The organism is Rathayibacter sp. VKM Ac-2856 (assembly GCF_013205055.1).
Taxonomy (GTDB): Bacteria; Actinomycetota; Actinomycetes; order Actinomycetales; family Microbacteriaceae; genus Rathayibacter.
On the sequence record NZ_JABMLF010000003.1, the window covers coordinates 284,627 to 305,128 of the forward strand.

The window sequence follows — 20,502 nt, forward strand, 5'->3', positions numbered from 1 at the left end:
AAAATAGGCCGGAATTGGGAATTCCTAATTCTGGGCAGTCGATGGCAATCTTCGGGGCGGGCGAGGGTCGCAGCGGTGGAGAAGCGGGTCCGGCAGCCCGCCCTACTTCGGAGCCGCCCCGTCACGGACCAGCCGCGGGACCAGCCGGACGAGCACGACCATTCCCACCAGCTCGACGAGGGTCTGCGTCACGACGACGACCGGGGCGAGTGCCAGCGGCGCGGGGAGGGCGAGGGCGAGCGGCAGCACCACGAGGGAGTTGCGGGTCGCTCCGCTGAACACGAGCGCCCGTGACACGGGGACGTCGAGGCGGAGGAGCCGGGCCGTCCCGAGACCGGCGGCGACCATGATCGCGAGGAACGCGGCGTAGAGCGGGACGAGGACGAGCAGCTCCCCGGCGGCGGCGCCGACCGCTCCGATCTGGGAGGCGACGACGACGAGGAGGGTCGCCGCCATCAGCGGGACCATCAGGCCGAGCATCGTCGACTCGACGACGCGCCCGGCGCGGTGCCGGCGGCCGAGGGCCTGCACGAGCGCGGCGGCCGTGAGCGGCAGCACGATCAGCAGCAGGAGCGCCCGGAGGAAGGGGCCGATCTCGACGACGGCGACGCCGGACGGTCCGAGGAGGAGCAGCAGGTACAGCGGCAGGAGCAGGAGCTGCGCGAGCATCAGCAGCGGTGCGGCGGCGAGCAGCCGGTCGGAGGCGCCGCCCGCGAGGCCGGCGAAGACGATCACGTAGTCGATGCAGGGGGTGAGCAGCACGAGCAGCACTCCGAAGAGGAGGGCCGGGCTGTCGGCGACGAAGCGGGAGAGGCCGTAGGCGACGACGGGGACGACGGCGAAGTTCAGCAGCGCGACCGCGGCGAGGAAGCGGACGTCGCGCAGGGAGCGGCCGATCGCCGCGAACGGGACGCCGAGGAACGTCGCGAACAGCAGCAGCCCGAGCACCGGCTCGATCGCGACCTCCAGGTGCCGGGCGGCGGGCAGCAGCAGACCGAGCACGGCGCCGGCGGCGATCGCGGCGAGGTACACGGGGATCTGCCGGCGCTCGAGCCGGGCCACGAGCGCGCTCACGCGAGCGGGCGGGGCGGAGGAGGGGGCACGGTCCCACGCTAGGCGCTCGGGCGGCGGGCCTGCGGCTGCGCGGCCCTGCCGGCGTGGATCTCGATGCGCCCGCTCTGCGGGCTGCTCGATCAGCAGGAACGGGGCCGCGGGCACGCCCTGCCGGTCGGCATGCCCCTCGCTCGCGCCCCGCACATGCTGGTCGAGCAGCGCGCCCCATGCTGGTCTATTAGCGCGAAGCGCGTATCGAGACCCACCCGCGCAGAAGCCGGGTGCGCCGGCCCCGCCGAGCACGCTACGCTCATTACTCAGCCAGCTGACTAATCGAGGAGCGACATGACCGCCACGACATCCCCCACCCGCGCGGACCGCATCCGGCAGTCGGTGGTCGCCGTGAGCGCCGTGCTCGCCGTCGTCGGCTCCTTCATCGGCTCGGGAGCTGCGGGCGGCACGCAGATCCAGAACGCCGCCGGCGGCGCGCTCTCCGCCTCGTCGACGCCCGTCGCGCCCGACGGACCGGCCTTCGCGATCTGGAGCGTCATCTACACCGGCCTCATCGGCTACGCGATCTGGCAGTTCCTCCCCTCGCAGGCCGCCCGCACCCGCCACCGCCGCCTGGGCTATTGGGCCGCGGCGAGCCTGCTGCTGAACGCCGCGTGGATCCTCGTCGTGCAGGCCGGACTGCTCGTGCTCAGCGTCGTGGTGATCGTCCTCCTGCTCGCCGTGCTCGCCCGGATCTTCGTGATCCTGCGCACCAGCCGCACCGGCGGCGTCGTCGACGCGGTCCTCACGGACGGCACGTTCGGCCTCTACCTCGGCTGGGTGTGCGTCGCGACCGTCGCCAACATCACGGCGGCCCTCGTCGGTTCGGGGATCGGCAGCGCCGACGGACCCGGCGCCGCACCCTGGGCCGTCGCGATCCTGCTCGTCGCCGCGCTGATCGGCGTGCTGATCGCCGTCACCGGCCGCGGCCGCCTCGCGCCGATGCTGTCGCTGTGCTGGGGCCTCGTCTGGGTCGCCGTCGGGCGCTTCACGGGCGAGCTCCTCTCGGCGCCCGCGGGAACGGCGGCGCTGATCGCGGCGGCGATCGTGCTCGTCGCGACGATCCTGCTCCGCCTCACCGCGGGCCGCCGCACCACCGCGGCACGGGCGGCCACCGCCTGATCCTCAGCCGGGCCGAGGTGACGGTCTTCACCACGTCCGCGTCGAAGACCGACGACGCCCTCGCGCTCGGGGCCGCTCACGTCGTCGTCTCCCGCGACGAGGAGGCGATGGCCGAGCAGCGCGGGCGGCTCGACCTGATCCTCGACACCGTCTCGGCGCCGCACGACCTCGCGCCGTACCTGCACGCGCTCGCCCTCGACGGCGCGCTCGGCGTCCTCGGACTGCTCGCGCCGGTCACCGTGGACGTGACCGACCTGCTGATCGGACGCAAGAGCCTCACCTCGGGCGGCAGTGGCGGCACCCGCAGCACCCGCGAGCTGCTCGCCTTCTGCGGGGAGCACAGTGTCACGGCGGACGTCGAGGTGCTCCCCTCCGCCCGGGTGGGCGAGGCGCTCGAGCGCCTCGCCGCGAACGACGTCCGCTACCGCATCGTCCTCGACCTGTCGGACCTCGACGCGACCCTCGGCGGAGCGAACTGATCGGCGGCCGCCGGAAGTACCCCGAGAGCGCCATCTTCTTGGAGCGACGCGCCCGGTCCTCGAGGATCGACGGATGTCCTCGACCACCCCACCGCTCGCGCGCCGCATCAGCGACGCAACGCATCGAGTACCTCGTGTGCTCGACGTCCTCGACGACGCGCTCACTGAGCGAGGGATGACTCTCCTCGGCGCCCAGCACTACGAGACCACCCGCAGCGCACGGACCAGCTTCGAACAGGTGATCGACGGAGCGGTCCGCGGCAGCAGCGTCACCGTGCGCCGCGACGGCGACTCCGTGGCCGTCGTCGACGCCACGCGGTACCGCAGGTACCTCGCACGGACGGTCACCGCCGATGTCCGCGTGCGTCAGGAGGACGGCGTCTTCGCGATGATCATGGTCGACCCGGCGATCACCGTGGAGGACGAGGACTACGAGGCCCTCGTGGCCGACATGCTCCTCTCTCTGCGCGAGTACGCGAAGGACTGGCAGAACCACCTGATGACCGCGCCGAACCACGCGGAGAACTGGGGGCTCGTGCAGCTCGTGGAGCTGTCCGACGACACGCAGCTGACCGCGTGGCTCCTCGGCACGAACGAGCACGGATGAGCAGGCGTCCCGCGCCGACGGGCGAGCACCACGACGACTTCTGCCTCACTGGGGAGTGGTCGGGAGGCACCCCGGCGCCCGCCGGACCACCCGCGAAGCGCCAGATCCTTGAAGCCAGGCAGCCGTCCCTCGAGGATCGAGGGATGCCGACCAGCCTTCACGCCCGTAACGCTCGACCGCCTTTAACGGTGATCGCCCCGGCGCGCCGACGCTCTCGCGTCCCGTCCGGGGCATACAAGAGGAACGGTATCAGGACCGCGAGGTCCGCTTCCGCTCCGGGCGCCGAATGATGCCCGTCGACCCTGCGACCCTGCCGAATCTGCCGGCGGTCATCGGGAGCAGTCGCCTGGGCCCTTATCTCCTCGAGACCGGCGATCAGGCCACCGCGCTCCGCCTGTACTCCTGGAACATCGAGGCGAGCACCTCGATCCTCGGGGCGAGCTCCGCGCTCGACGTCGGTGTCCGCAACGCGATGCACCGCGTTCTCGCGGCGCACTGGGGTCGGGAGCCGTGGTGGGAGGTCGCGCCACTGCGGGCGAACGAGAGCGATCAGATCCGGGACGCGGTCGGCTTCCTCGACCGACGCCGGGGCAAGGGCCAGTGGTCGGCCGGTCACCTCGTCGCCGAGCTGCGGGCGTCGTTCTGGGAGGGGCTGCTGGTGAACCGCTACCACCGCGGACTCTGGGAGCCCGCACTCAGGCGGGCGTTCCCCTCCTTCACCGGTCGCCGCGGCGACCTGCACGCACGTCTGGAGCGGCTGAGACTGCTCCGCAACCGAGCCGCACACCACGAGCCGGTGCACGCTCGCGACCTGATGATCGACCACCGCTATCTGTGCGAAGTGGCGCAGTACATCGACGACGACCTCGCAGCCTGGATCCGGAGCCACTCCCGGTTGCCCGGAATCGTCGCGGCGCGCGCCGACACCGTCGCGGGCCGAAGGGCCACCCGCTTCTGAGGCGTGACCCTCCGATGCGCGACAGGACGCGGAACGGGGCTCGCGCCCTCCGCAGAGCCCGTCGCGCGTCCACTCGCGAGGCGCGGGGTATGCGAGTGGACGCGGAACGGGGGCTGCGGGGGTGGCGGAGCCCGGTGCGCGTCGACTCGGGGCGTGCGCACAGCGGCGGGCCGCGTCAGGCTCGGGACGACGCGGCCTCGCGGGCGAGGGACGGGGCGTGCGCCGCGAGCACCAGGTCGCGGACGGCCGTGACCGGCAGCGACGCGGCGGCGGCCGGCAGCAGGTCCGGGTCCGAGGTCAGCACCAGCGGGGTGTCGGCCGCCGACGCCGGCAGGCGGCCGTGCGTGCCGCGCACCAGCGACGCGTCCAGCGGCACCAGGTTCATCGCGTAGCGCAGCCCGAGGGCCTTCTTCGCGAGGTTGCCGGCCGCCTTCGCCTTCACCAGCCTGTCGGCGGGGTCGAAGAACAGCTCCGCCGGGTCGTAGCCGGGCTTGCGGTGGATGTCGACGCCGCGGGCGAAGTCCGGCGCGCGGTCGTCGTCGAGCCAGTAGTAGTAGGTGAACCACGCCCCCGGCCGCGCCACCACGACGAACTCGCCCGAGCGCTCGTGGTCGAGGCCGTACCGCGCCTGCGCAGCGCGGTCGAGCACATCGTCCACCCCGTCCAGCGCCTCGAGCAGCGAGCGCACCCGCGGCAGGTCCGCCGCGTCCGGGACGTAGACGTGCGCGATCTGGTGGTCCGCGACCGCGAAGGCGCGCGAGGTCCACGGGTCCAGCTGCTCGCGGCCGTCCTGCACGTAGACCTCGAGCAGACCCTCGCGCCGCAGCAGCCGGTTGACGTCCACGGGGGTGTCGGCCGCCGCGATCCCGTACTCCGCCACCACGACGACCGACGCGCCGAGCGCCTCCGCGTCGTCGAGCAGCGGAGCGAGCACCACGTCCAGCTCGGACGACGCCCGCCGCGCCTCGGGCGAGTCCGGCCCGAAGCGCTGCAGGTCGTAGTCGAGGTGCGGCAGGTACGCCGTGGTCAGCTCGGGCGGCCCGGAGCCGTCGCCCGCGAGCACGTGCCGGGTCGCGTCCACCATCCACTGCGTGGAGCGCAGCGACGCGGTCGGCCCCCAGTACTGGAACAGCGGGAAGGCGCCCAGCTTGCCGACCAGCTCGTCGTGCAGCGCCGGCGGGCGGACGTAGGCGTCCGGCGACTTGCGGCCGTCCGCGTGGTAGATCGGCCGCGGCGTCACGGTGACATCGGTCGTCGCTCCCATCGCGTACCACCAGCCGATGTTGGCGGCGCGGTACGGGTCGTCGCCCGAGAGCCGGCGGGCGGTCTCCCAGACCTTCTCCCCCGTGACGAGGCGGTTGTGCTGGCGCCAGAGGTGCACCTCGCCGAGGTCGCGGAAGTACCAGCCGTTGCCGACGATCCCGTGCTGCGCGGGCATCGTGCCGGTGAGCATCGACGACTGCACGCTGCAGGTGACGGCCGGCAGGATCGTGTCGAGCGGCAGCTGCCCGCCGGCCCGGGCGAGCCGGGACAGCCGCGGCATGTCGGCGAGCGCCGTCGCGGTGAGCCCGACCACGTCGAGCAGCAGCACCGGCCTCACAGCGCGACCTCCTCGGCCACGCGGGCGGCGCCGGGACCGGCGGGCGCCGCCTCCCGAAGCGCTTCGCGCGCCTGCGGGGTGAGCAGGTGCTCCGCCGCCCAGGCCAGCTCGGCACCGATGCCGACGGAGAGGTCGCTCGGCGCATCCGCCAGCACCGCCCAGGTGTAGGTCTCGACGTCGAGGTGGATGTCGTCGTACGGCCAGGCGGCCTCGACCGCGGTGACCGCCTCGGCGAGCACCGCGGTCGTCGCCGCGAGCGGCGCGGCCGGCCGGTGGTGCAGCGGCACGTGGAAGTGCACGCGCCACGGCCCGGCGCCGGGCAGGGTGTCGAGCGCCTCGGGCAGGTCGTCCACCCGGAGCACCCCCTCGGGGCCGTTCTCTCGGGTCTGGTGGAGGTAGCGCTTCTCCACGAACGCCCCCACGGCCGCGCGGGCCGCCGGGTCGGCCGGGTCCTCGACGTGCAGCGCCGCCGAGGCCTGCACCTTGACGACCCGCAGGCCCGCGTCGCGGATGCGGCGGACGGCCGCGGCGGGGTCGGCGAAGGACACGGCGAGGTGGCAGGTGTCGAGGCAGACGCCCACGTAGGCCGGGTCGACCAGGCCGATCCGCGGGTGCAGCCAGGCGACGACGTCCTCGACCGTGTCGAGGATGCAGCCCGGCTCGGGCTCGATCGCCAGGCGGATCGCGTGCCCGGTCGAGCGCCGCAGCTCGCGCAGCTCGGCGACCAGCAGCCCGAGCTGCCGGACGGCCGCCGCGTCCTGCTCGGCGCCCCAGCCCTCGCGCCAGCCCAGCGGCAGCGTCGAGATGCTGCCGTCGGCGCCCGCGGGCAGCAGATCGGCGAGGATCCGCGCGCAGTCGATCGTGTAGGCGAGGCGCTCGGGGGTCGTCCAGTCGGGCCGGTAGACGTCGAGCTTCACCACCTCGGCGTGGAAGGCGGCGTAGGGGAACGCGTTCAGCGTCCGCACCTCGAGGCCGTTGCGCTCGAGCGCGGCGCGGAGCACGGCGCGGTCCTCGCGGCTGGCGACCAGGCGGGCGGCGAGATCGCGCGGGATCCACAGCCCCACCCCCACGGTCTCGAGCCCGGCGGCGACGCGGGCGGGCCCGGCGTAGACGTCGAGCTGGCGGACGACGCCCTCGAGGTCCTCGGCCGGGTGGACGTTGGTGCAGTAGGAGAGGTGCATCAGACGACCTCCGCCACGCGCGGCGCGCCCCGGAGGATCGAGTTGCCCTCGAAGCTGCGGCTCATGGCGTCGACGGCGTCGAAGCCCGGGATCGGATCGAGGTTCAGCCGTCCGCTCTGCCCGTAGAAGTCGACCGGGTTCCGCCAGAGCAGCCGGTCGACCTCGTCGGCGCTGAAGCCGGCGACGAGCAGCAGATGCCCGGTCTTCGCCGTGGTCAGCGGATCGGAGCGACCCCAGTCGGCGGCGGAGTTGACCAGCACGCGGTCCAGGCCGATCCGCTCGACCAGGGTCACCAGGCGCGTCTCGTCCATCTTGGTGTCCGGGTAGATCGAGAAGCCGAGCCAGCAGCCGGAGCCGAGGACGAGGTCGACGGTCGTCTCGTTGAGGTGGTCGACGACGACGAGGCCGGGGTCGATCCCGGACTCGGCGACGACGTCGAGCGTCTGCTGCGTGCCCGCCGCCTTGTCGCGGTGCGGGGTGTGCACGAGCACGGGCAGGCCGTGGTCCTTCGCCAGCTCGAGCTGGTGGCGGAAGACCGCGTCCTCCTCCGCGGTCAGCGAGTCGTAGCCGGTCTCGCCGACCGCGACGACGCCGTCCTTGGCGAGGTAGCGGTCGAGCTCGGGCAGCACCTCGCGGCAGCGCGGGTCGTTCGCCTCCTTGGGGTTCAGGCCGATCGTGCAGTGGTGGCGGATCCCGTACTGCGCGGCGCGGAAGCGCTCCCAGCCGATCAGGGCGTCGAAGTAGTCGGTGAAGGAGCCGACGCTCGTGCGCGGCTGGCCGAGCCAGAACGAGGGCTCGACCACGGCGCGGACTCCGGCGTCGTGCATCGCCTGGTAGTCGTCGGTCGTGCGGGAGGTCATGTGGATATGCGGGTCGAAGATGCGCATCGTCGCGCCTTTCTCGTGAGGGGTCGTGGGGTGTGCGGGGCGGCTCAGCTCGGCAGGAGCACCGCCAGATCGTCCGGCACGCTGCGGCCGGCGGCGCGGCGCTCGTCGGCGAAGCGGCCGGCCATCGCGGCGAGCTCGGGGTCGCTCCGCCGCTCGAGCCCGGCGACGGCCGCGAGTGGGACGCCGCAGAAGACGAGCTTGAGCACACCGTGCCGCCAGGAGTGCGCGTCGAGGTGCTCCTCGGCGCAGCGCCCCATCGCCGCGGCGACCAGTCGGGTGTCGTTGGCGCGCAGGGCGTCGGCGATCAGCTCGCGACCGGCCGCGACGACCGGCTCGCCGCTCCGGCCGGCGGCGGTGAGCGCGTGCAGCCCGGCCAGCACGCCGCGGCGCTCCGCGTCGTCGCCGCCGCGGTAGAGGCGGAGCAGGAGCGCGGCGAGAGCGTCGTCGTCGAGGGCCGAGGCGGCCGCCGCGATCAGCGCCGCGCGCGCCGCGTCGTCCTCCGTTCCGTGGACGAGGCCCTGCGGATCCGCGTCGGGGCGCAGCGGTGCGCGGCCGGCCTCCCGACCCGCGGCCGGGAAGAAGCGGTCGATGCGCTGCGGCTGCTCGCGCAGGACGGCGCAGGCCGCGGCGGTCCACGGGTGCTGCGGCGGCTGCGCTGCGGCCGTGTCGGCGCCGGTCGCTCCGCCGTCGACCGCTGCGGCCGTGCCGTCGCCGGTCGCCGCGATCGCCGCCCGCATCGCCGCGAGGCTCGCGATCGCGAGGCGCGGGGCGTCGTGCGAGTGCCGCGGCAGCTCGACGGCGGCGATCCCGCGGTAGCCGATCTCGTCGAGCGTCGCGAAGGCGGCCGCGAGATCGAGCGCCCCGGTGCCGAGCTCGAGGTGCTCGTGCCGCTCGGGCAGCATGTCGTCGACCTGGACGTTCAGCAGCAGGCCGGCCGCGCTGCGGAGGGCGCCGACGACGCCGTCCGGCTCGACGACCACGCAGTGGCCGAGGTCGACGGTCAGGCCGAAGGCGTCCGGATCGCCGAGCTCGCGCCGCAGCAGCAGCGCGTCCGCGACGGTCTCGACCAGCATTCCCGGCTCCGGCTCGAAGGCCAGGCGCACGCCCGCGCGCTCGGCCTCGGCGACGACGCCGCGCATCCGCTCGACCAGGAGCCGCCAGCCGCGGGCGCGGTCGGCGCCCTCGGGCAGCACTCCCGACCAGAGCGACACCGCGTCGGCGCCCAGCAGCGCCGCGATCTCGATCGCGCGGTGCAGGAAGGCCAGGCGCGGCCCGGCCTCCTCGTCGACGAGGGTCGGCCGGTGCTTCGCGAACGGGTCGAGGAGGTAGCGCGCGCCGGTCTCGACGACCACGCGCAGGCCCAGCTCGTCCAGCCGCGCGCGCAGGGCGAGGCTGCGCTCGCGGACGTCGTCGGCGAACGGGTCGAGGTGCGGATGACCGAGGGTCAGCGCCACCGCGCGGTAGCCGGCGGCGTGCAGCACCGTCAGGGCGTCGTCGAGGGTGTGGTCGGCGAAGCCGTTCGTGCCGTAGCCGAGGACGGGACCGGGACGGGAGCCGGAGCCGGGGCCGCCCGCGCCGGCCTGCCGCGCGCTCACGTGATGTCCGTCGAGACCCTCGGGCGCCGCAGCACGAGCGCGCCGAGCGCGTCGAGCCCCAGCAGGGCCGCCCCGAGCTCGGGCCGCCGCAGCCCGGCGAGCGCCGCCTGCAGCGGGATCATCCCCGCGATGCCCGAGCGGGTGGCCGTCCGCGCCGCCGCCGCATCGGGCGTCTGCACGGCCCGCAGCTGCGGGACCAGGACGAGCGCGATCCAGCGGGCGATGGCGACTCCGACGACCGCCCCGATCGCCGGCGAGCCCTTCGCGCGGACCGCCCCGCCCCCGAGCGCGAGGGCGAGCGCGGCCGTGCCGGTCGCCGCCGCTCCCGCGACCGCCGGACGCGTGCCGTGCACCTCGCCGCGCGAGAGCACGGTGACGCCGAGCGTGTGCACCGCGACGGCGGCCGAGGCGGGAGCCGCCGCGCGCACGCCGTCCGCCCCCGCGCCGAGCAGCACGTCGAGCCCGCGGCAGACCGCCATCACCGCGGGTCCGAGCGGAGTCGGCTTGGCCAGCAGGTCGTACGACCAGATGCTCGCCGCGAGCGGCACGCTCACGAGGAGCGAGCGGCGCCCGTCCACCAGCGCCGCGACCGCGATCCCCGCGCCGGTGAGCCCGGCGGCGAGCCCCAGCGCGGCCCCGCGCCGGATCCGCCCCGACGGGATCGGCCGCTCCGGCCGCTCCACCGCGTCGAGCTCGGCGTCGGCGACGTCGTTGAGCGCCATCCCCGCGGAGTAGAGGAGCGCCGACGCGAGCGGCAGGGCGACGGTGCGCGCCCCGGGTGCCCGGCCGGCCCACGCCGCCCCCGCCACCGTGTCGCCGAGCACCGTGAGCGCCGCCTTGGCGCGCACGAGCTCGAGCCAGTCGCGCAGCTCAGCCATGGCGGATCGGACCGCCCGCCACGAGCGAGCGCTGGACGACGGCCGCCCCGGTGCGCGCCGACCACGCGATCAGCTCCGCCGTCTGCTCCGCGAAGCCGTGCACGTCGCTCCCCCACGGGTCCTTGAAGAAGAAGCCCATCTCGGGGACCGGACCCGAGATCCCGGCCGCGTCGGCGAGCGACATCAACCGCGCCAGGTCCAGGATCAGCGGCGCCGCGAGGGCCGAGTCGTAGGCCGACCAGATCGTCTGCACCGTGATCCGCGAGCCGAGGAAGCCCTCCGCGTGCGCGTGGTCCCACGCGGTCTTCACGTCGCCGAGGTCCGGCACGTTGTCGATGTGCAGCGGAGTGACGACGTCCTCGCCCAGCAGGCTGCGCAGTCCGCGGTTCTTCGAGACCAGCTTCGAGCGCACCGCCTCCGGGTCGGCGAGGGTCTGCCCGTCGCCGCCGCCGAGCAGGTTCGCGCCCGCCCACGACATCACGCGCATCCCGCGCGCCGTGAACATCGGCGCCAGCACGCTGCGGAGCAGGGTCTCGCCGGTCTTGCCGTCCTGCCCCGCGATCGGGACGCCCGCCTCCGCGGCCCACTCCTCGAGCGCGGGCAGCGCCAGCGCGGTGGAGGGGGTGAAGCAGACGTAGGGCGAGCCGGCGGTCACCGCGGCGAGGGCGGCGATCGAGCTGGGCGGCAGCACCGTCTCGCCGGGCCGGGCGAGCGCCGCGCGCAGGGCGGCCAGGTCGTGGAACTCGGGGCGGTCGGCGGGCAGCACCTCGGTCGAGGCGACGTCGATCACGACGACGCGGGCCAGGGAGTGGCGCTCGCGGAACTCCGCGATGTCGGCCGCCTGGCGGTCGATCTCGTCCTGCTGCGAGCCGCCCTCGACGGCGAAGGAGCGGCGGATCTCGCCGTCGGTCGCGTCGAGCCGGTCGGCGACCTCGGCGACGACGGAGGTCGAGAACATCCCGCCGGCCGCGAGGCTCATCGCCTTCTCGAGCAGCGGGGTGGCCGAGACGTCGTGCCCGCCGATCACGATGGAGTCGAACGCCGCGAGCGGGACGTCCTCGAAGGCGGGGGTCGCGGTGGCGCAGCCGTTGCTGGGCGCGGCGCCCGAGGCGATCGCGTGCAGGCCGACGGCGGCCGTGGTGGCGACGCTGCCCCGGGCTCCGATCAGCCAGAGGCCGATGCGCTCCTGCTGCGGGGCGCCGCCGGCCGGGACGGTGCCGGTGGTGGTGCTGGTGGTGGTGCTGGTGGTGGTGGTGGTGCTGGTGGTGGTGGTGGTGTCTGACGAGGTCATCGTTCTCTCCTGTCTGAGGGGTGGGTGAAGAAGGGTGGGGACGGCCGCAGGGCGCGTATTCGGGCCGTGCTCGCGCGTCGAGATTGCGTCGGTTCGCGACGACTGCTTTCCTCAGGTGTGCCGAGCCGCGACCCCTCCCCCCGAGCCGCCGCGCGCCGTCGCGCGGACGGCGGGCGCTGAGGATGGGCGTGCGGGCCGGATCGCAGACCGGCGACCTGCTGCGGCTGTTCGCGGACGGCCGCCCGCGCACCCGCGCCGAGCTGGTCGAGGAGACGGGGCTCGCCCGGACGGCCGTGACGACGCGGCTCGACCTGTTCTTCGAGCTCGGCCTGATCACGCACCTCGACCGCGCGCCCTCGACCGGCGGACGCCCGTCGGCGCGGCTGGTCTTCGATCCGTCGGTCCGCGCGTTCCTGGCCATCGACCTCGGCGCGACGCACTCGACGATCGCGCTGACCGACTTCGACGGCCGCATCGTCGTCGAGCGGCGCGAGGAGCTCGACATCGCGCAGGGCCCGATCCGGGTGCTCGATCACGCGCTCGACGTCTGCGACGAGATCCTCGCCGACGCGCATCTGGCGCCCGAGGCGCTGGCCGGCTTCGGTCTCGGCGTCCCGGGGCCGGTCGAGCACGCGAGCGGCCGCCCGGTGCGCCCGCCGATCATGCCCGGCTGGGACGGCTTCGACATCCCCGGCTACATCCGGCGCCGCTTCGACACGACCGTCCTCGTCGACAACGACGTGAACCTGCTGGCGCTCGGCGAGCGCGCGCGCTTCCCGCACGCGCAGGACCTGATCTTCGTGAAGATCAGCACCGGCATCGGCTCGGGCATCGTCTCGGGCGGCGTCCTGCAGCGCGGAGCGCTCGGCGCGGCCGGCGATCTCGGTCATGTGCAGATGCCGCGCACCGCACCCGAGGCGGCGGACGGCCGCGACGGCGACCTCGAGGCGCTCGCGAGCGGCGCCGCGCTGGTGCGCGCGCTGGCCGAGGCGGGGCGCGACGTGCACTCGGTCCGCGATCTGCTGGTGCTGCTGCGCGACCGGGATCCCGAGGCGATCGAGGCCGCGCGCATCGCGGGCCTGCAGATCGGCGAGGTGCTGGCCACCTGCGTGAGCCTTCTCAACCCGTCGGTCATCGTGCTCGGCGGCAGCATCGCGCTCGCCGCGCCGGAGATCCTGGCGGGGGTCCGCGAGGTCGTCGACCGCCGCTCCCTCCCGCTGGCGACCCAGCGGCTGCACGTCGTGAACGCCGAGCTCGGCGGCAGCGGCGGCGTCCGCGGCGCGGCCCTCATGCTGCGCCAGCACCTGCTCGACCCGGGCAGCGTCGACGCCTTCCTCGAGCTCCTCCGCGCCCAGAGCACCCCCGGCGCCTGACGCCTCCCGGCCGGCCGCCGACACCTGGTCGGCCGACGCCGTGTCGCCCGCCGGCTCCCGGTCCGCCGACGCCGTGTCGGCCGCCGACGCCCCGAGGGCCACCGACTCCTCGCCGGGCACGAGCGCCCCGACGGCGACGGTGCTCAGGAGCGCACCCCCGCCCCGTCCGACGCGCCCGGGTCCGTCCCGTCCCGCGAGATGCCACTTGTGACCTCGACACGCCGTGCGGAGTCGTCATAAGTGGCATCTCGCGGAGCACCGGACGAGGGGGCGGACGAGGAGGCGCTCAGGGCGGCGGCGACGGCTGCGGCGATGCGCTCCTGCTCGCCCGCGGCCCGGCGGCGGCGGCGCACGACGGCCAGCACGATCAGACCGACGAGCAGCGCCAGGAGGAGCAGGGCGCTCCACGGCACGGCGGCGGTCGAGGACTCCGCGGAGACGGCGGCGACCTCGGGGACGGCCGCGGGATCGCTCGCCTGCCCGGCGAAGTCCGCGGTGACGACGGAGCCGGTCAGCGCGATCCGCGCGGTCGCGACGAACAGCGGCCAGACCCCGGCGACCGTGACGCTCCGGCTGGCCGAGCTGCCCGGCAGCAGCTCGGGCAGCGGCTCCGGGTCGGTCGCGGCGACGCTGCCGAGACCGAGGAGACCGGAGACCGCGAGCTCGGCGCCCGGGGCGATGCGGGTGTTGCCCGCGTTGGTGACGGTGTAGTCGAGAGTGGCGGAGCCGGGCGCGAAGGGGTTCCAGCCGCCCTCGTACGAGACGGCGAGGCCGTCGACCGAGAGGCGCGGGGCGAGGTCGCCGCCGACGCGCAGGTACATCCGCGAGCCGAGGCGGCGATCGACCGAGACCCCGGTCTCGCCCTCGACGAGGATCGACGAGACGACCCCCGCGGCGTAGTCGCCCGGCACGGCGTCGGCCGGGACCTCGATCTCGAACGGCACCTGGACACTCTCGCCCGCGGGGACGACGACGTCCGGGGCCTCGAACGCGATCCAGCTGCCCAGCTGCGTGGACGGCTCGGCGGCCGGCAGCAGATCGAGCTGCCCCGCCTCGGTGACGAAGCCGTCCGAGCCGTAGACGCGGAACGTCTGCTCCTCGTCGTCGTAGTTCGACACGATCAGCGCATCGCTCAGCCGCCCGCCCGGCTCGAGCGCGTAGGCGTAGTTCGGCCGGTCGCTGCCCTGCTCGGTGTCGGCGGGCCGCACCCCCCAGGTCACGGCGGTCTCGCCGAGTGCCTGCGCGGGCAGCACAGCGGCGCCCAGTCCGACGACGAGCAGGACGCCCAGCGCGCGAAGTGTGGAGCGGAACATCATCGTCCAGCCTTTCGAGGGGTGTGTGGCTCCCCGCGAGATGCCACTTGTGCACGCGACACGCCGTGTCGGGCGTGCACAAGTGGCATCTCGCGGAGAGAGAAGAGAGGGAGGGGGGCGACCGGCCGCGTCAGCGACCGGCCGCCCGAGGGGCCTAGCCGAGCGCGGTGAGCGTCAGCGTGGCGGTGTAGGTGCCGGTCCCGACCGACAGCGGGAGCTGCAGGTCGAGGTCGGCGCCGAGGACCGAGGAGCCGGCCGGGTGCCCGTCCGCGGCGGAGCCGAGGACGCGGGCGGTGGAGAGGCCCTCGCCCGAGACGAACCCGGAGACGACGGGAGCGCCGGCGACGGCACCGCCCTCGTTCTCCAAGACCTCCGGAGTCCAGCCCAGGTACTTCCCCGAGACCGTCTGGTCACCGGCGCGGAAGTCGCTGATCTGAGCGGTCACCGACCACTCCGGTCCCGACAGGCGCGAGTCGGTCACGCGGACCGGCACGAGCTCGCCCGAGGCGGCGAAGTGGTCGCCCTGCTCCTCCGCGACCCCGAGGTTCACCAGGTTGCTGGTGCCCTCGAGGCTCCAGGTCAGCTCACCCTCGCGCGCGTCCGGCACGATGACGGCGACCGCCTGGTCGCCCTCCGCCGCGGCGCCCGCGGCCGTTCCGGTGAAGTCGCCGTCGACCCCGGCCGCGGTGTTGCCCGCGCCGAAGTTGACCGCCGGAGCGTTCTCGGAGAGGGTGATCCGCCCGCCGACCGACGAGCCCGCCAGCTGCACGGTGCCGGAGTTGCCCGAGAGCACGAGGTTCCCGCCGACGGTGTTCCCGAGGGCGGCCGGCGAGCCGTCCTCGTTCGCTCCGACGAGGACGCCGCGCGAGGATCCGCTGACCGTGAGCGAGCCGCCGACGATCGCGCCGCCGACGCTCACGCCGAAGTCGCTGCCCGCGAAGGTCGCGTCGCCGCCGACGCTGGTGCGCGCCACGTCGACGTAGTTCGCCGCGTCGGTGCTGACCGAGCCGTCGACCGAGACGTCGCTCAGCTCGACGTCGATCCCGCCCGCCTCGACCATGCCCGCGACGGCGAGGTCGCGGAGGTAGAGGAAGCCGGCGCGCGAGCCCTCGGAGAAGGACACGACGTCGCCGCCGACGCTGGTGCCGTCGATCGAGATGCCGTAGGCGTCCGTGCCGATGACGTCGCCCTCGATCGTCGCCGAGGTGGCGTCGAGCCAGGCGTCGTCGCCGACGGTGATCGAGCCCTGCACGACCACGTTGCCCAGCACGCAGGTCTCGCCGGCGGCGACGTTGAGGTCGCCCGCGATCGTCGTGTTGCCGAGCTCGGTCGTGCAGTCCGTCGTCGCCGCGAAGGCGGGCGGCGCGGCGACCATCGCGAGGGAGGCGGCCGCCAGGACCGCCGTGGGCGTCTTCCACTTCATGGGGGTTCTCCTCGATGCGCCGGTGCGCGTGGTGGTGCGGGGAAGGATGCGTGCGGCGCCGGCGCGGCGCGAGGACTCAGCCACGGAGCGCCTCGATCGCGTCGTAGCTGCGCGCGGCGTTGCCGAGCGAGTTCACCGGGTTGGGCGCGACGGCCTGGGTGGGCGCCGTGTCCTGCTCCCAGACGCCGTAGCGCTGGCCGCGGTCGCGCAGCTCCGACAGGAACGCCTGGTAGGGCAGGTTGCCCGCACCGAACTCGACGATGTCGTAGCCGTTGGTGTTCGCGTTGTTCGTCTTGCCGTCCTTGAGGTGCAGGATCGGGTAGCGGCGCGGGTTGCGCTTGATGTAGTCGAGCGGCTCGAAGCCCGGGTAGAGCTTCTTGCCCACGTAGGCCCAGTAGACGTCCATCTCGAGGTAGACGTGCTTGGGGTCCGTGTTGTCGTAGAACACGTCGTACAGGCGCGTGTTCGGGTCGTCCGAGCCGAAGGCGAACTCGCCCGCGTGGTTGTGCTGGTAGAGCTTCATGCCCGCGGCCGAGACCTGCTGGCCCCAGGCGTTCCACTCGTCCGCCGCCGCGCGGTAGCCCGCCACGGTGTTGACGTTGGTCGGTGCGTTGCCGGTGCCGAGGTGCGGGGTGCCGAGGATCTGCGCGATCTCGATCTGCCGGCCCAGCTCCGAGCGGAGCAGGTTGGTGCCGACGTGCGAGCCGACGGCCCGCAGGCCGTTGTCGTCGAGCAGCTGGCGGATCTCCTGGGGGGTGATCGCGCCGACGTTGCCCTGGGTGTACCCGGCGAACTCGATCTCGCTGTAGCCGATGCGGCCCAGCTCCTCGAAGACGGCGCGGAAGCCGAGCGACGAGACCTTGTCGCGGACGCTGTAGAGCTGGATCCCGATCCGGTTGATCGGGACGAGCCGGTTGGCGCCGGACGAGGGCGCGGGAGCGGCGGAGGCGGAGGAGGCGAGCGTGCCCGCCCCGACTCCGACGGCGACCGTCGAGGCGGCGAGCGCCGTCATCAGCGAGCGCCGGCTCATCGGCTTCGCCGAGATGGATCCGTGGTGGTGGTGCATTGTTTCTCCTTCGAAACGGCAGGTGCCCTGTCGATGCAGGCGTCCTGTCAGTGCAGGTGGTCCTGTCAGTGCAGGTGGTTCAGGAGGAGGACCGGCCGGCCCGGGCACGCGGCGCGAGCCGGCCGGTCCTGCCGCGACTACTGCTGGACGGTGAGGTTCAGCAGCGTCGACGCGGCGTTCGTGTTCGCCGTGGCGGTGTGGGTGACGGTCAGCTTGTAGCTGCCCGCCGCGAGCTTGGGCAGGGTCACGACGACCTCGCCGTTCTCGTCGAGGGTGCCGGTGAGCATCGCGACGGTGGAGAGGTTCCTCTTCACCATCACGGTCACCTGGCCGGTCCCGGCGACGCCCGTCGAGGTCGTCGCGTCCACCGAGACCTGCGCGCTGGCGCCGGGCTTGACCGGGTTCGGCGAGACGGTCGCGGTGAGCACCGAGGCGGCCTTCGACACGATCAGGCGGGCGGTGCCGGCCGAGGCCTTGAAGGTCCCGTCCGCTCCGTACGCCGCGCGGATCGTGTGCGTTCCGGCCCCGAGGGTCTGCGGCAGGGCGATGGTCGCCGTCCCGCCCTCGAGGGCTCCGCGGCCGAGCTCGGTGTCGCCCTCGTAGAGGACGACCTCGCCGCCGGGGGTGCCGCCCTGACCGGAGACGGTGACCGTCGCCGATCCGGGAGCGCCGTAGGTGACGCGCGGGGCGTCCAGCGCCACGGTCGTCGTCGAGTCGACGGTCGGCGCGTTCGCGGCGCCGAGGTCGATCGTGAACGAGACCGTGCCGACCTCGGAGACGTTGCCGCCGGTGTCGGTGGCGCGGTACTGCACCGTGCGGGCGCCGTTCGTGGTGAAGGGCACCGAGTAGGCGCCGTTCGCCGCGCGGACCGTGGTCCAGGTCGCCCCGTTGTCGACCGAGTACTGCACGCTGGCGAGCGCGCCGTTGTCGGCCGCCGCGAGGTTCAGGTTCACCGCGCGGTTGTAGACGCCGCCGACGCCGGTGGGCGCTGCGGGGTCGAGGGTCGCGCTGACGGTCGGCGCCGTCGCGTCGCCGGCGCCGTCACCCTGGAAGGTGAGGGAGTCGAGCGAGAGACCCGAGGGCGAGGTCACGTAGAGCGACCCGGTGCCGGTGGGCTGGCCGGAGAACGGCACGAGGACGTCCTGCCAGCCCGCGCCGGCGGGGATGGTCGCCGTTCCGAAGGGCGCCGCGTCGGCGGCGTTCCAGCGGAGGTCGACGGTGCCCTCACCGGTGGCGCGGACCACGACGCCGGTCAGGTTGGCGAGGTTCACCGGGTCCCAGCGCAGGAAGGATCCCGCACCGAGTCCGCTGACCGCGTTTCCGCCGCTCGCCTCGGTGTCCGCGTAGGGCAGGACGCCCTCGCGGGCGGCGTGCTCCGCCTCCTGCGTCTTCGGGTTCAGCCGCAGCGTCGCCTCGGCCGAGGCCGGGGGCAGTCCGTTGTAGCCGGCGTCCGTGTAGGTCACGACGACGGTGCCGTAGAGCAGCGCGCCGGGGCCGTGCTCGGGCGAGTCGGCGGACGTCGGGAACGCTCCCGTGGCACCGGTGCCGGTGACCTCGGGGTGGGCGTGCTCGTCGTGGCCGAGACCGTAGGTCCAGCCCACGCGGCTGCCGACGATCTGGTCGCCGTCCTCCGCGTCGGTGCCGGTCACCCGGTAGGGGATCGCGTCGCCCCACTCGAAGAACGCGCCGTTGCCGGGCGTCTCGATCCGGATCTGCGGCGCCTGGTTGCCCACCGAGATCACCCGCGAGGTGAGGCTGAACTTGCCCTTGGCGTCGGTGACGCGCAGGCGGGCCGTGAACTGGCCGAGCTCGGTGTAGGTGTTCGTGGCGGTGATGCCGGAGGCGTCGAAGGTCCCGTCGCCGTCGAAGTCCCAGTCGTAGGTGAGCGCGTCGCCCTCGGGGTCGGAGGATCCCGTGGCGTCGAACGTCACCTCGAGCGGGGTCTCGGAGGCGGACACCGGCGTCGCGGTGAAGCGCGCCTGCGGGGCCTTGTTGCCCTCGGCGTAGTCGATCCGGTACAGACCCGCGTCGGGGTTGGCGCGGAAGAACCCGTCGCCGTACTCGAGCACGTACATCGACCCGTCGGGGCCGAACTCCATGTCCATCGGGTTGTCGTGGATCGGCTGCGCGGCCTGGCTGAGCGCCGCGTTGGGGAGGAAGTCCTCGATGTGCGTGACCGCGCGGTCCTCATCGAGCGTGAACGCCGCGATGTAGTCCTGCGAGAACTCGCCGAAGAAGGTCTTCTCGTTCCAGTACGCCGGGAACTTCGACGACGAGGTGCTCTCCTCGTCGAAGTGGTAGACCGGTCCGCCCATCGGGCCCTGGCCGCTGCTGGAGCCGAAGTTCACGAGCTCGTCGAACGGCTGGTCGCCCGGGTTGTCGCCGTAGTAGACGGTCGCCGGCGTGGCCGCCGGGATGTCCACGAGGCCGGTGTTCCAGCGCGAGTTGTTCTTGAGGTTCTCCGGGTCGAAGAACTCCCGCGGCGTCGCGGTCTCGAAGTCCCACTCGTTGTAGGGCAGGTTCGGACCGTGCACGTAGGGCCAGCCGGAGTTCTGCGGCTGGTCGAGACCGGTCGCGTTCCACTCCACGAGACCCATCGGGCCGCGCACGCCGTCGGCCGCGGCGGCCTTCGTCGCGTCGGGTCCGTAGTCACCCCAGGAGAGCGTGTTCGTCTCGGCGTCGACGTCGATCTTGAACGGGTTGCGCACGCCCATCACGAAGATCTCGGGACGGGTCTTCTCGGTGCCCACCGGGAAGAGGTTGCCCTCGGGGATCGTGTACGAGCCGTCCTCCTGGACCGTGATCCGGAGGATCTTGCCGCGCAGGTCGTTCGTGTTGCCGGCGCCGCGACGCGAGTCGAAGCCGGGGTTCATGCCGGGTGCGTCGTTGTTCGGCGCGAAGCCCGCGGCACCCGGAGCGCTCGCCGGCGTGTTGTCACCGGTCGAGAGGTACAGGTTGCCGTCGGCGTCCCAGTCGAAGTCGGCGCCCACGTGGCAGCACTGCCCGCGCTGCGCCTCGACCTCGATGATCGTCTGCTCGCTCGCCATGTCGAGCCCGGAGCCGGTCCACTTGAACCGGGAGAGGCGGTTGACGCCCTTCCACTGGTCCCAGTAGCTCTCGTCCTCGCCCGCGGGGAGCATGTTGGGGGCCGCGCCGGTCGGCGTGCCGCTGAGGGGCGCGTAGACCAGGTAGACCCACTGGTTCTCGGCGAAGTCGGGGTCGATGCCGACGCCCTGGAGTCCGTCCTCCGAGTTCTGGTAGACGGGGATCGTGGCCACGACGCGCGTGGTCCCGGTCGTGGGATCGGTGTGGCGGATCTCGCCGTTCCGAGCCGTGTGGAGGACCGACTTGTCCGGCAGGACGGCGAGGTCGATCGGTTCGCCGACGTTCTTCGTCAGCAGCACCTTCTCGTAGTTGCTCCAGTCGAGCGCGGACTCCGCGCCCGGCTCCGAGCCGTGGTCCACTCCGTCGTGGGCCGAGGCGGGCAGGCCGAGAGCGGTGAGTCCGGAGACCGTCACCATCCCGGCGATGCCGAGGGCGAAGAGACGCCTGATGCTTCTCTTCGTGGATCGCTTACCATTCATGCGTGATGTGATTCCTTCAACGAGGTGTTCATCGCAGAGGC

Annotated in this window: 16 protein-coding genes; 5 read left to right on the top strand and 11 right to left on the bottom strand. The window is 73.6% G+C overall.

The features are described from left to right. Window positions 1–102: 102 nt before the first annotated feature. Window positions 103–1,074 (bottom strand): bile acid:sodium symporter, encoded by a 972-nt coding sequence (locus HQQ82_RS11885; RefSeq protein ID WP_173233408.1) that lies wholly within the window; start codon window positions 1,072–1,074, stop codon window positions 103–105. A gap of 324 nt (window positions 1,075–1,398) precedes the next feature. Here HQQ82_RS11885 and HQQ82_RS11890 point away from each other — a divergent pair, with 324 nt between their 5' ends. From HQQ82_RS11890 to HQQ82_RS11905, 4 genes are all read left to right on the top strand, one after another. Further along, window positions 1,399–2,226, top strand: a complete 828-nt coding sequence (locus HQQ82_RS11890; RefSeq protein WP_173233410.1) for a tryptophan-rich sensory protein — start codon at window positions 1,399–1,401, stop codon at window positions 2,224–2,226. Between the two features lie 17 nt (window positions 2,227–2,243). Further along, entirely contained in the window at window positions 2,244–2,705 is a 462-nt protein-coding gene (locus tag HQQ82_RS11895; protein ID WP_173233412.1) for a zinc-binding dehydrogenase, read from the top strand. Between the two features lie 175 nt (window positions 2,706–2,880). Continuing rightward, window positions 2,881–3,312: a prevent-host-death protein gene (locus HQQ82_RS11900; protein ID WP_173233414.1), complete on the top strand. Its 432-nt coding sequence runs from the start codon at window positions 2,881–2,883 to the stop codon at window positions 3,310–3,312. Between the two features lie 289 nt (window positions 3,313–3,601). Next, window positions 3,602–4,270, top strand: a complete 669-nt coding sequence (locus HQQ82_RS11905) for a hypothetical protein (RefSeq protein WP_173233416.1) — start codon at window positions 3,602–3,604, stop codon at window positions 4,268–4,270. 175 nt (window positions 4,271–4,445) lie between these two features. Here HQQ82_RS11905 and HQQ82_RS11910 read toward each other — a convergent pair whose 3' ends face one another. From HQQ82_RS11910 to HQQ82_RS11935, 6 genes are read right to left on the bottom strand one after another with little or no spacing between them, the layout of a single operon-like run. Continuing rightward, window positions 4,446–5,870: a nucleotide pyrophosphatase/phosphodiesterase family protein gene (locus HQQ82_RS11910; protein WP_173233418.1), complete on the bottom strand. Its 1,425-nt coding sequence runs from the start codon at window positions 5,868–5,870 to the stop codon at window positions 4,446–4,448. Then, window positions 5,867–7,051 carry a metabolite traffic protein EboE gene (eboE, locus tag HQQ82_RS11915; RefSeq protein WP_173233420.1) on the bottom strand — a complete coding sequence of 395 codons (1,185 nt, stop codon included), beginning with the start codon at window positions 7,049–7,051 and terminating at the stop codon, window positions 5,867–5,869. Before eboE ends, HQQ82_RS11910 begins: the two co-directional genes overlap by 4 nt. Beyond that, a complete protein-coding gene (locus tag HQQ82_RS11920; protein ID WP_173233422.1) occupies window positions 7,051–7,938 on the bottom strand; it encodes a TatD family hydrolase in 888 nt (295 codons plus the stop codon). Before HQQ82_RS11920 ends, eboE begins: the two co-directional genes overlap by 1 nt. Window positions 7,939–7,982: 44 nt before the next feature. Further along, on the bottom strand, window positions 7,983–9,533 hold the full coding sequence (locus HQQ82_RS20000) for an EboA domain-containing protein (RefSeq protein WP_173233424.1): 1,551 nt from the start codon (window positions 9,531–9,533) through the stop codon (window positions 7,983–7,985). Next, on the bottom strand, window positions 9,530–10,411 hold the full coding sequence (locus tag HQQ82_RS11930; RefSeq protein ID WP_216848535.1) for an SCO3242 family prenyltransferase: 882 nt from the start codon (window positions 10,409–10,411) through the stop codon (window positions 9,530–9,532). The genes HQQ82_RS20000 and HQQ82_RS11930 overlap by 4 nt, the downstream gene beginning before the upstream one ends. Further along, a complete protein-coding gene (locus HQQ82_RS11935) occupies window positions 10,404–11,702 on the bottom strand; it encodes an inositol-3-phosphate synthase (protein ID WP_173233426.1) in 1,299 nt (432 codons plus the stop codon). Before HQQ82_RS11935 ends, HQQ82_RS11930 begins: the two co-directional genes overlap by 8 nt. A gap of 188 nt (window positions 11,703–11,890) precedes the next feature. On the opposite strand from HQQ82_RS11935, the gene HQQ82_RS11940 reads away from it, so the two are divergent. Further along, window positions 11,891–13,075, top strand: a complete 1,185-nt coding sequence (locus tag HQQ82_RS11940) for an ROK family protein (RefSeq protein ID WP_367947926.1) — start codon at window positions 11,891–11,893, stop codon at window positions 13,073–13,075. Between the two features lie 143 nt (window positions 13,076–13,218). On the opposite strand, the gene HQQ82_RS11945 is transcribed toward HQQ82_RS11940, so the two are convergent. From HQQ82_RS11945 to HQQ82_RS11960, 4 genes are all read right to left on the bottom strand, one after another. After that, a complete protein-coding gene (locus tag HQQ82_RS11945; RefSeq protein ID WP_173233429.1) occupies window positions 13,219–14,391 on the bottom strand; it encodes a hypothetical protein in 1,173 nt (390 codons plus the stop codon). Between the two features lie 151 nt (window positions 14,392–14,542). After that, window positions 14,543–15,811, bottom strand: coding sequence for a hypothetical protein (locus tag HQQ82_RS11950; RefSeq protein WP_173233431.1), 1,269 nt, complete (start codon window positions 15,809–15,811; stop codon window positions 14,543–14,545). 76 nt (window positions 15,812–15,887) lie between these two features. Then, the gene (locus tag HQQ82_RS11955; RefSeq protein WP_254071434.1) at window positions 15,888–16,877 is read right to left on the bottom strand and encodes a sugar phosphate isomerase/epimerase; all 990 of its coding nucleotides are present in this window, start codon (window positions 16,875–16,877) and stop codon (window positions 15,888–15,890) included. A gap of 137 nt (window positions 16,878–17,014) precedes the next feature. Continuing rightward, complete coding sequence (locus tag HQQ82_RS11960) at window positions 17,015–20,461, bottom strand: PQQ-dependent sugar dehydrogenase (RefSeq protein WP_173233433.1); 3,447 nt, start codon at window positions 20,459–20,461, stop codon at window positions 17,015–17,017. Between the last annotated feature and the right edge of the window lie 41 nt (window positions 20,462–20,502).

What these genes read in the sequence shown, in the direction of transcription:
- HQQ82_RS11890 (WP_173233410.1), top strand. Translation starts at nt 1,399, where the DNA reads ATGACCGCCACGACATCCCCCACCCGCGCGGACCGCATCCGGCAGTCG.
- HQQ82_RS11900 (WP_173233414.1), top strand. Translation starts at nt 2,881, where the DNA reads ATGACTCTCCTCGGCGCCCAGCACTACGAGACCACCCGCAGCGCACGG.
- HQQ82_RS11905 (WP_173233416.1), top strand. Translation starts at nt 3,602, where the DNA reads ATGCCCGTCGACCCTGCGACCCTGCCGAATCTGCCGGCGGTCATCGGG.
- eboE (WP_173233420.1), bottom strand. Translation starts at nt 7,051, where the DNA reads ATGCACCTCTCCTACTGCACCAACGTCCACCCGGCCGAGGACCTCGAG.
- HQQ82_RS11920 (WP_173233422.1), bottom strand. Translation starts at nt 7,938, where the DNA reads ATGCGCATCTTCGACCCGCATATCCACATGACCTCCCGCACGACCGAC.
- HQQ82_RS11930 (WP_216848535.1), bottom strand. Translation starts at nt 10,411, where the DNA reads ATGGCTGAGCTGCGCGACTGGCTCGAGCTCGTGCGCGCCAAGGCGGCG.
- HQQ82_RS11935 (WP_173233426.1), bottom strand. Translation starts at nt 11,702, where the DNA reads ATGACCTCGTCAGACACCACCACCACCACCAGCACCACCACCACCACC.
- HQQ82_RS11945 (WP_173233429.1), bottom strand. Translation starts at nt 14,391, where the DNA reads ATGATGTTCCGCTCCACACTTCGCGCGCTGGGCGTCCTGCTCGTCGTC.
- HQQ82_RS11950 (WP_173233431.1), bottom strand. Translation starts at nt 15,811, where the DNA reads ATGAAGTGGAAGACGCCCACGGCGGTCCTGGCGGCCGCCTCCCTCGCG.
- HQQ82_RS11955 (WP_254071434.1), bottom strand. Translation starts at nt 16,877, where the DNA reads ATGCACCACCACCACGGATCCATCTCGGCGAAGCCGATGAGCCGGCGC.
- HQQ82_RS11960 (WP_173233433.1), bottom strand. Translation starts at nt 20,461, where the DNA reads ATGAATGGTAAGCGATCCACGAAGAGAAGCATCAGGCGTCTCTTCGCC.